Raw genomic sequence first — 8,227 nt, 5'->3', positions numbered from 1 at the left:
AAAGCGTTGAATCAAAGCAATACGCTCTTTTGTATCTGAATTTCCACGTTTATTGAGCAATGTCCAAACAATAGGTATCGCTATTCCACGATAGACGATGGCTAACATCAAGATATTGATATCTCGTTTTCCCCATTTCCAGTTGGTTCTATCCAAAGTTAATTGGACTTTATCGAATGAAAATATATTGAAAATTAACTGAGAAATTTGACGATAATCGAAGTACTGATCTGCAAAGAAGCGTTGTATACGTCGATAAAATGATTGTGGTAAGCACTTGATGGGTAAGGCTTTAGATGCAGAAGAAAGATTACATGTCTGTTTTACAATTAATGCAAGCATAATCAGTGTAAAACATTTTACACGTGACTTGTTCCACTTTAGATATTTGTTTAAGATGAGATGTAACTCATTGAAATGTGTCATCATATTCGTCGTCAGAAAACAAGTATTATGCCATTATTTCAATGAGTTGTCTTTTTTTGTCGTGTACAAAGACAAAAGCTATAATTTGAATATTATCAGTACCCTGTATCATAAAACTTAATTGATATGAACAATTGAAATCTTTAAAGGCAGACAACCATGAAAACGCCTCTTCCTGATTATTTGGCACACGTAATTGATGCCTGTGATACTGATAATAGTGGTCGTCTAGCCGATTATATTCCTGAGTTAGCCAATGCCAATCCCAATCGGTTGGCTTTGGCGTTGTCTACTGTAGATGGTGAAGTCTATTCAGTGGGCGATGATGAGATTGAGTTTACGATTCAATCGATGTCTAAACCTTTTACTTATGCCTATGTGCTACAAAAGCTTGGAATAGATGCGGTATTAGACAAAGTAGGTGTTGAACCTTCTGGAGAAGCATTCAATCAGATTTCACTTGGGAATGATCGCCGTCCCAAAAATCCAATGATTAACTCAGGTGCAATCACCACACATTCATTGATTCCAATCAAAGAAGGGCTACAAGGCGCAGAAATTCTACGTGAGTTTATGAGCGAACTGGCTGGGCGTGAACTACGTTTTGATGATGCTGTCTATCAGTCCGAGGTAAAAACTGCCTATCGTAATCTTTCGATAGGGTATATGTTGCGAACCGTCGGGATTTTGGAGAGCGATCCTGTTGATATTGTGAATGGCTATATTCGTCAGTGTTCGATTTTGGTCACGGTGAAAGATCTCGTTCGTATGGGAAGTGTGCTTGCCAATGGTGGGGTTGATCCTAAAACAGGTAAACGGCTATTGAATCGTGCAGTGGTACGCCAAGTTCTCAGTGTGATGATGAGTTGCGGCATGTATGATGCTGCTGGTGATTGGCTCACGACGGTTGGTATCCCAGCCAAAAGTGGAGTGGCAGGTGGGATATTAGGTGTATTGCCGGGGCAGGTCAGTATTGCAGCTTTTTCACCAAAGTTAGATGAACATGGTAATAGTGTACGTGGTATAGAGATTTTAGAACGGTTATCACGTGACATGGGCTTACATTTGATGGAAGGCACATCTTCGGCACAAACCATTGTACAAAGCCATTATCTGACAGGAAAAAATGCGTCATTAAGTGTATATGTGCTGCGCGGTGTATTGAAATTTACTGAAGCTGAAATGTTGTTACGGACTTTGCAGTGTGAACCTGTAAATAAGAATACAATCGTGATTGATTTGAGTCAGATTTCACTGATCCATGATGTAGGTAAACGGATGTTTTTAGAGGGGATTGATCGTTTGATTGATGATGGTCATAGCTTGCTTTTGGTTGACCCCGAACAGCGTTTGGATCATGCACGAACCCATAAAGATCGAATATTGCATGTTTATCAAAATCTAGAGGATTTGATTGAGAAGCATAAGGAGCTGTAGGAGTAGAGAGAGTCTATATTTAATATAGGTTCAAAATAGCGTTTATATATTGTGCTAGAGACGTTTGGATCAAGTTGAGTAGTTGTCTGTTTTAAAGGTAGGTATTGATGAAGCCTTATAATAAAAATTTAAAGCAAGCATCTCGAAATTTAAGAAGTAATATGACAGATGCTGAGCAACTGCTATGGCAAAGAATCAGACGTAAACAGATTTTAGAATTACAGTTTTAGAATCAACTGACTGGATTTAGTCCCTCCCAACCTCCCTTTGAAAAAGGGAGGGGTTGTCACGTAACTCATTTGATACGCAAAAGTTCCCCTCTTTTTTAAAGAAGATGAGAAGCATTGCTTCGTAAGGGAGATTATAAGAACTCTAAATTAAACAATCGAATCATCTAAATTCGGTGCTAACCAGCGTTTCGCTTCATCCAGTGACCAGCCCTTACGCTTCGCATAATCCTCAAGCTGATCTTGAGAAATCTTGCCAACATTAAAGTATTCACTTTCAGGGTGCGAATAATAGAAACCACTGACAGAAGAAGGCGGCATCATCGCAAAGTGTTCAGTCAATTTTGTACCGATCTTTGCTTCCGAACCTAACCAGTCGAATAACACTGCTTTTTCAGAATGCTCTGGACAAGCAGGGTAACCAGGCGCAGGACGAATACCGACATACTTCTCTTTGATCAATTCTTCATTGCCCAAAGTCTCATCGGCTTTATAGCCCCAGAACTCTTTACGAATACGTTCATGTAAATGTTCTGCAAAGGCTTCGGCAAAACGATCGGCCAAAGACTGAACCAAGATTGCTGAATAATCATCACCTTTGGCTTTATATTCATTTGCCAATTCTTCAGCACCAAAGATCGACACCGTAAAACCACCGAGATAATCTTCAGGTTGTTCAGAAGGCTTAATATAATCCGCCAAAGACAAGTTTGGTTTACCTGTCACTTTGTCTGATTGCTGACGTACGTGCTCAAAGGTATGAGTGCGATTTTGACCTGATTCATCAAATACGCTGACGGTATCCGCACCAGTACGCTGAGCAGGGTATAAGCCAAATACAGCACGGGCATCGAAACGTTTATTTTCAATGATGTCTTTCAGCATCGCTTGCGCTTGATTATAAAGATCAGTCGCTGCTTCACCGACCACTTCATCTTCTAAGATTTTCGGGAATTTACCTGCCAAACTCCATGAGATAAAGAATGGTGTCCAGTCAAAATATTCAACTAAGGTTTCAAGCGGATAATTCTTAATAACTTGTGTACCCAAAGCATTTGGTTTTGGTGGTACATAGTGATTATCAATTTTAAAACCGTTTTCGACGGATTCTGCATAACTCAATTTTGCAGCTTTCGGTTGCTTATTTGCTAAACGTTCACGAATCTTGGCATATTCAGCACGATGCTCTGCAATAAAGTTACCGCGCATTTCAGGAGAAAGTAGGGTGGTTGCGACACCCACTGCACGTGAAGCATCCGCGACGTAAATTACAGCATCATTTGAATATTGAGGATCAATTTTAACTGCGGTATGTGCTTTTGATGTGGTTGCACCGCCGATCAATAAAGGAATATTAAAACCTTTACGTTGCATTTCTTTGGCAACAAAGACCATTTCATCCAATGAAGGGGTGATCAAACCTGACAAACCAATGATGTCACATTTCTCATCTATTGCCGTTTGCAGAATTTTTTCTGCAGGTACCATCACGCCAAGGTCAACGATGTCATAACCATTACAACCCAAGACAACACCCACAATATTTTTACCAATATCGTGTACGTCACCTTTTACCGTTGCCATCAGGACTTTACCTTTAGATTGTCCTTCTGACTTTTCAGCTTCAATGTATGGGTTGAGCCATGCTACAGCTTGTTTCATGACGCGTGCAGATTTAACAACTTGAGGAAGGAACATTTTTCCTGAACCAAACAAGTCACCGACCACGTTCATGCCGTCCATTAATGGGCCTTCGATCACATCAAGCGGACGTTTTGATTTTAAACGTGCTTCTTCAGTATCTTGATCGATATACGTGGTAATACCTTTAACTAAAGCATATTCCAGACGTTTTTCGACAGACTCATTACGCCATTCAAGATTTTCAGCTTCTTTGGTAGCACCCGCTTGACCACGATATTTTTCAGCAACTTCTAGAAGTTTTTCAGTTGCAGCTTGACCTGTCTCACCTTGGTTTTGGTTAAGTACAACATCCTCAACAGCATCTTTCAGCTCTTTATTGATATCGTCATAAATTGCCATCTGACCGGCGTTTACGATACCCATAGTCATGCCTTGTTTGATGGCATGATAGAGGAATACTGAGTGAATCGCTTCGCGTACAGGTTCATTACCACGGAATGAGAACGAAACGTTAGAGACACCACCAGAAATCATGGCATGTGGTAAGTTTTGTTTGATCCAACCAGTCGCTTCAATAAAGTCTACGGCATAGTTATTGTGTTCTTCGATACCTGTTGCTACTGCAAACACGTTTGGATCGAAAATAATATCTTCAGCTGGATAGCCAACTTCATTGACTAAAATGTCATATGAGCGTTTACAAATTTCACGCTTACGTTCAGCGGTATCTGCCTGACCAACTTCGTCAAAAGCCATGACAATAACTGCTGCACCATACTGACGGCAAAGGCGAGCTTTTTCGACAAACTCGTCATAACCTTCTTTTAAGGAAATCGAGTTTACAACAGGTTTACCTTGAACACATTTTAGACCTGCTTCAATGATTTCCCATTTCGATGAGTCAATCATGATCGGCACACGAGAAATATCAGGTTCTGAAGCGACGAGGTTCAGGAAATGCACCATCGCACCTTGCGAATCGAGCATCCCTTCATCCATGTTGATATCAATGATCTGCGCACCAGCTTCAACCTGTTGCTGAGCGACTTCTAAAGCTTCTGCAAAATTTTCTTCACGGATGAGACGAAGGAACTTTTTTGATCCTGTAACGTTAGTACGTTCACCAACGTTTACAAATAAAGAATCATCATAAATATTAAATGGTTCTAAACCACTCAAACGGCAAGCATGAACAGTCTCAGGAATTTTACGTGGTGGAATATCTTTAACAGCTTGGTAGATCGCACGGATATGATCTGGTGTGGTACCACAGCAACCACCAGTAATATTAATCAAACCACTCTCAGCAAATTCTTTAATAAAGGCTGCTGTTTGTTCTGGGGTTTCATCATACTCACCAAATGCATTCGGTAAACCTGCATTTGGATGGGCTGAAACAAAGGTATTTGCTACGTCAGAAATCGTTTTAACGTGAGGGCGCATTGCATCTGCACCCAATGCACAGTTAAAACCAATTGACAGCAAATCACCATGACGCACTGAGTTCCAGAATGCTTCAGCAGTTTGACCTGTCAATGTACGACCTGAGGCATCTGTAATCGTACCTGAAATCATCAATGGAAGTTCATAACCGATTTGCTTAAAGACTTCTTTGACCGCAAAGATTGCCGCTTTACAGTTCAATGTATCGAAAACTGTTTCGATTAATAGAATGTCAGCACCACCTTCAATTAAGGCGTGTGTTGCTTCGATATAATTTTCTTTGAGTTCATCGAAAGTAATATTACGGAATGCTGGATCATTGACGTTCGGTGAGATCGAACATGTACGTGATGTAGGGCCGAGTACACCTGCCACGAATCGTGGTTTATCTGGGGTAGAGTATTTATCACACGCAGCTCTCGCGAGACGTGCTGCTTCACGGTTGATCTCAGGTACAAGATCTTCCATGTGATAATCTGACATTGAAACACGTGTACCATTGAAGCTGTTGGTTTCAATAATGTCTGCACCAGCATCCAGATAAGCTTCATGGATACCCTGAATAATCTGCGGTTGAGTCAGTACTAAAAGGTCATTATTACCTTTGAGATCAGAAGCCCAATCTGCGAAACGTTCACCACGATAATCTTCTTCTTCTAATTTATGGCGTTGAATCATGGTTCCCATTGCACCATCAATAATCAAGATGCGTTGGGCGAGAAGTGATTGTAGGGTGGTAAGCGTGGACATTCAGAAACCCCAGTCGATGATGAAGATAAAAAGCAGGGGCATTGTAACAGAAGCGAACAAAAAGCGCGTATTTTCAGCATCAGGATGATGTAATTCATCCAGTCAGGTTGAAAATGTCATAAAAGCTTCATGAAATTGCAATAATTTCGGTGAATAATGGCTAAAAAGAAAACGTATATTTCGAAATATGACAAATAAGTTTCATATTTTGTTGTGTTTGTTGCAAAATCAGACAAACAGGTTTTATTGAACTTATTTTTAATTAAGATATTGTTTTTGTTATATAAAAATAAAAATAATCTTGGTTTGAATCAAAAAAAACATAAAAAAATATAAGAAAAATATGAAAATTTGGCTTCATATGACAGTCCTTTGTCATATAATTGTCATAATTTAATTAAACAATACAGAGGATTTTATTATCCTCTTACCGTCTACATGAATTCTAATCTTCCTCCTGTTTCGGATTCACCGCTTGCCAGTTCTACGGCAAAATCGACGAATGTACATGTTCCTATACCGAAATTTTTTATGCCGGTGTTTTTAACAATTATTATTGCAACACTTATTTATATTGGTTTTCAGGTGAGTGCTGACTTAGCGCATGTACCACCTTTGAGTTTATATTCAGTTATTCTTCTATCCACGGCACTTTTCATTGCTTTAGGCTTTGAATTTGTTAATGGTTTCCACGATACAGCCAATGCGGTTGCCACCGTGATTTATACCAATGCATTACCTGCACCTGTTGCAGTGATGTGGGCTGGTTTCTGTAACTTCCTTGGGGTTATGGTTGCGAGTGGTGCTGTTGCGTACGGTATTATTGCTTTACTTCCTGTTGAACTGATTATGAATGTCGGTAGTGGGGCTGGTTTTGCAATGGTATTTGCTTTGTTAATTGCAGCCATTCTTTGGAACTTAGGGACTTGGTTCCTTGGTATCCCAGCATCAAGCTCTCATACCTTAATCGGCTCGATTTTAGGTGTGGGGATCATGAACCATTTCTTAAATGCTTCAACTGGTGCAACCAGTGGCATTGATATGGATCAAGTCATTAAAGTGGGTAAGGCATTATTATTCTCACCTTTAATCGGTTTTGCTTTCGCAGCAATTGTATTCTTGTTGGTTAAAAAAATTTTTAAACGCCAATTAGAACTTTTTCAACCACCAGAAGGTAATAAGCCACCACCACCTCTCATCCGTGCAATTTTGATTTTTACATGTACGGGCGTGAGCTTTGCACATGGTTCTAATGATGGTCAAAAGGGCATGGGTTTAATCATGTTGATCTTGATCGGTTTAGTGCCATTAGCATATTCACTAAACAAAAGCTTAGATGCAAATCATCTTCAATCATTTGAAAAGCTTTCAAGTCAAACAGCTGCTGTGTTGAATGTAAATCAAAATGAATTATCTGATGAGAAAGCGCGTGCTGTACTCACTAAATATATTCAAACCAAAGAGCAAACACCTGAAGTTGTTCCAGCACTTGCAAGTATGACGGAACATTTAGGAACACGCGTTGCAAATTATGGTGATCTTAAAACTATTCCTGAGACCGCTGTAAGCGAAATCCGTAATGATATGTATTTAAGTACCACAACTTTCAAGCGATTAGATAAAGCGAAAGCTTTGCCAGAAATGGATAAAGACCAAGCCAAAGTGGTGAAAGAATACCGTAGTAATCTTGATTCATTCCTGCAATATATTCCAAATTGGGTTAAAGTTGCGGTGGCACTTGCGCTTGGCTTAGGTACGATGGTGGGGTGGAAGCGTATTGTTGTGACTGTCGGCGAGCGTATTGGTAAGAACCATATGACTTATGGTCAAGGGATGTCTGCTGAACTTGTTGCAATGACAACGATTGCTGCTGCTGATGGTTTAGGTATGCCAGTTTCAACAACTCACGTTCTAAACAGTGCTGTTGCAGGGACGATGGTTGCCAACAAGTCTGGGCTGAACTTCGCGACAGTGAAAACAATCCTTTCTGCATGGATATTTACCTTACCAGCGACGATTTGTTTATCTGGTGGTTTATACTGGTTATTCTTACAGTTTGTATCATGATTTGATTTACTTTAAAGCCAAATCATGTAAAAGCTTTGCCTCGGCAAAGCTTTTTTTATGGGTCATAAAATAGCGATAGATTGGACACAAACCAAGAATATTAGGCTCTAACTCAAGTCAATCTGTTCTAATTTGAAAGCCTGAAAGCCTGAAAGCCTGAAAGCCTGAAAGCCTGAAAGCCTGAAAGCCTGAAAGCCTGAAAGCCTGAAAGCCTGAAAGCCTGAAAGCCTGAA

At 40.0% G+C, this 8,227-nt stretch carries 3 protein-coding genes and 2 pseudogenes; 3 read left to right on the top strand and 2 right to left on the bottom strand.

The features are described 5' to 3' along the window. Window positions 1-426 (bottom strand): annotated as a pseudogene (locus F908_RS10290) (IS4 family transposase); the annotation flags it as partial. A gap of 159 nt (window positions 427-585) precedes the next feature. On the opposite strand from F908_RS10290, the gene F908_RS10285 reads away from it, so the two are divergent. Together F908_RS10285 and F908_RS15665 are read left to right on the top strand one after the other, a co-directional pair. Continuing rightward, on the top strand, window positions 586-1,863 hold the full coding sequence (locus F908_RS10285; protein WP_005161379.1) for a glutaminase: 1,278 nt from the start codon (window positions 586-588) through the stop codon (window positions 1,861-1,863). A gap of 107 nt (window positions 1,864-1,970) precedes the next feature. Then, window positions 1,971-2,090, top strand: a pseudogene (locus F908_RS15665) (DUF559 domain-containing protein); the annotation flags it as partial. A gap of 150 nt (window positions 2,091-2,240) precedes the next feature. Here F908_RS15665 and metH read toward each other — a convergent pair. After that, window positions 2,241-5,927, bottom strand: coding sequence for a methionine synthase (metH, locus tag F908_RS10280; protein WP_005161375.1), 3,687 nt, complete (start codon window positions 5,925-5,927; stop codon window positions 2,241-2,243). Between the two features lie 438 nt (window positions 5,928-6,365). Between metH and F908_RS10275 the strand changes: the two genes are divergently transcribed. Further along, the gene (locus F908_RS10275) at window positions 6,366-7,994 is read left to right on the top strand and encodes an inorganic phosphate transporter (protein WP_005161373.1); all 1,629 of its coding nucleotides are present in this window, start codon (window positions 6,366-6,368) and stop codon (window positions 7,992-7,994) included. Window positions 7,995-8,227 lie beyond the last annotated feature (233 nt).

Source organism: Acinetobacter sp. NIPH 284 (assembly GCF_000369425.1).
Classification (GTDB): Bacteria; Pseudomonadota; Gammaproteobacteria; order Pseudomonadales; family Moraxellaceae; genus Acinetobacter.
The sequence above is the reverse complement of the archived record's forward strand: the minus strand, read 5'-3'. Positions and strand labels throughout refer to the sequence as shown.

Coding starts and splice junctions, on each gene's coding strand:
- F908_RS10275 (WP_005161373.1), top strand. CDS start 6,366: ATGAATTCTAATCTTCCTCCTGTTTCGGATTCACCGCTTGCCAGTTCT.
- F908_RS10285 (WP_005161379.1), top strand. CDS start 586: ATGAAAACGCCTCTTCCTGATTATTTGGCACACGTAATTGATGCCTGT.
- metH (WP_005161375.1), bottom strand. CDS start 5,927: ATGTCCACGCTTACCACCCTACAATCACTTCTCGCCCAACGCATCTTG.